This is a genomic window from Bacteroides sp. 2201st1_D9_2201SCRN_220225 (assembly GCF_040928965.1).
GTDB lineage: Bacteria > Bacteroidota > Bacteroidia > Bacteroidales > Bacteroidaceae > Bacteroides > Bacteroides stercoris.
The window spans coordinates 1-2,558 of the sequence record NZ_JBCODG010000014.1 but is presented as its reverse complement, the minus strand read 5'-3'; the positions used below and the strand labels follow the sequence as shown (position 1 = coordinate 2,558).

Below are 2,558 nucleotides of genomic sequence, written 5' to 3'. Positions count from 1 at the left end.
GCCCCAGTTACTATATCATTCTCCAGAAGTTTTTCCACCGTTAGATAATCGGGAGCATACTTCCAACGAATTATTAAGATTGCTCCATCTTTATTTACTATGCGTGTAGCCATCGGTTCATCTCCCATTACCAATAGGACATGATTGTCTATATAGATTTTCCCCAAGTAATCTGTTACGCTACATATAGCATTGTAGTCTTCTTGACCGTTCCATTGATGGGCATATTGTTGCTCAACAATGACAAATGGGCTTCCTTCTGTTGCAATCCAATTATTCATATTTTTTCTCAGCGATTAATGTTAAGGGATAGCTGCCGTTTAGGCAGTTCATCCCGTTGTTAGATGCATTTTTTACATCTATCATTATTATTAGAAATTCAATTTTTCCCCTTTATTCACGAAGCGTTTCACCTCGTCTTTTTAGGGTTTTCAGTTCGTCAGGAACTTTCCTTTTCATACTCATTTTCATGTTTCAAACCTCCTTTTTTATAGTTTCGAGAGTGTTTTTGACCTGTTTTTCACGACAGGGCATAGTTATCCCTCTATTGTTATTTTTATGCGGCCTTTCGCTTGACAAGTTCCGGTCTTTGGAACACCAGGCATTCCGGTTCTTTACTGTTTGTTCCATGACGGACAAGTGTCGTGCAATGGTATATCTTGTATCGCTGGCAGGGTTTACAATAATACGGGTTTTCATATTCCGATTCATTTTCTACCGTGTCAGCGCAAGGTTCTTCCGTATCTTCCTGATACAGGTATTCTTCCGGGACGGTACTTTTATGTGAGTACACTCCGTAATACCTTACTATCCGAAAATATGGAAGGGGAACGTGTTGCAGCAGTCTGGGAAAAAACTCACTGTAATGCAACGTGAGGATTTTTTCCTCCGGATTATGCTTGTCGGGAGAACTGCGGTAATCCTTGTAGCGGAAACTGATGTATTCTCCTTCTATCGCTGTAATCTTGTATTCACTCAGACAAGCTCTTTTGGAATATCTTCCGATATAGCAAATCACTTGGGATGGTATTTTCATGGGCGGTTCAAGGTTGATGGCCCAACAGCTGCGGTACATGGCACGCTTGAAATCAGCAAACTCTTCCTCGTTGCGGAAATCATGCTTCAATATCCCGTGTTCATACAAGAAGTTCAGGCTTTCCCTGAATTTCTCCCTGAACTTCTTTTGCAGGAAGCTGACCCTGACATAAGGGGATTGGATCTCCACCAGTTCTCCCGTGCTTTTGTGGATGCCTCCCCACGTGACGATCATGTGGACATGGACGTGGTAGTTCTTTTTCTCGCCAAACGTATGCAGCACTGATATGACTCCGGCTTTCAAAGAGTATTTGTTTTCAATCCAGTCCTTCATCGTTTCAGCCGAGGTTTTCATCAGCACGTTCAGAAGTTCTTTGCCATTGCGTTTGATTAACGGGTTCAGAATATGCGGGAGTGTCATTACCACATGGCGGTGCGGTATGTTGAGCATCCGTCTCTTTACCCTTTCCGCCCACAGCATGGTATCCCTCCAGCTACAGGTGGGACAGAAGCGGTTCTTGCAGCTATGGTATATCTCGCTTACCTCGCCACATTCAGGACAGACATAGGTATCAACCCCCAGGGCGGCTGTCCGGCACACGCGGATGGCATTGACCGCCTTGTATTGTTCCGGTCGGATAGGTTCGGTCGGATGTTCGGCATACTTCTCCCAGTTCAGCCGGATAAAGTCCGCCAGCCGAAATTTCCGTTCCTCGCTTGGGATTTCCTTATGTACATGCCTTTTTTCCATGTCAGAATCTTTTTATGACAGACAGCGTTTCAAAATCTTCCTCGTCTTTCAATCCGGTAACATAGAAGAACGGTTGCTCGTCATTTGAGAGAGTGAAGATTTCCCCATGCCTGAAAGTTATGTATTTTTTCTGTTCCTCAATAAACTCATCCTGATCTATCTTCAGGAACAGGTCATTGGGCAGGCTCAGGTGAATGTTTGCTTCATCCATAATCCTGTCCTTTATCCGGCATCCCCTGGCAACATAGTCATACATCGCAAACTCAAACTCGTCCGGCAGCTGCATGAGTTCCATGTGGTTGATTCCGTTATCGTCAAGGAAAGCCCTGTCCGTTTTTTTATGGTATTCCCGTATGGGGATTATTTGGAGTGTAGTGAATACATTCTCGCTGTGTACTGCAAAATGAGTGGGCGGACAACATAGCTTTTCCATATATCCGTTCATGGACCGGAGCCATTCTTCCCATTGGCTATTGTCTTGTATGTCAAAGTCTCCGTAAAGGACAATGGTTGTTTCTATGTAATCCTTATATTCCATTTTGTTATTGAATTTCTGTTTTTAACATCATTTTTCTGCCATTCTTTCAAGAATTGCATCTAACGTTATACTATCAGCCGATTTGGTTGTTATTTTCTTTAAGTATCAGACCTCGTCTTCCTCCATCAACAGATCGTCCAACGGGCTTTTGATATTGCTTTTGAAAGTGTCGGCTATGTGGACATACCTTTCCGTTGTCTTGATGTTGTTATGTCCCATAAGCTCTTTCACAAT

Annotated in this window: 3 protein-coding genes and 1 pseudogene; all 4 read right to left on the bottom strand. The window is 43.3% G+C overall.

All coding sequences use genetic code 11. The features are described 5' to 3' along the window. On the bottom strand, positions 1–281 hold a 281-nt coding region (locus tag AB5903_RS06360; protein WP_368117696.1), incomplete at its 3' end, for an Imm21 family immunity protein. A 275-nt stretch (positions 282–556) separates the two neighbouring features. Then, the gene (locus AB5903_RS06355; protein ID WP_368117695.1) at positions 557–1,786 is read right to left on the bottom strand and encodes a transposase; all 1,230 of its coding nucleotides are present in this window, start codon (positions 1,784–1,786) and stop codon (positions 557–559) included. A 1-nt stretch (position 1,787) separates the two neighbouring features. Next, positions 1,788–2,324, bottom strand: coding sequence for a hypothetical protein (locus AB5903_RS06350; protein ID WP_368117694.1), 537 nt, complete (start codon positions 2,322–2,324; stop codon positions 1,788–1,790). Positions 2,325–2,429: 105 nt separating this feature from the next. After that, a pseudogene (locus AB5903_RS06345) lies at positions 2,430–2,558 on the bottom strand (integrase); the annotation flags it as partial.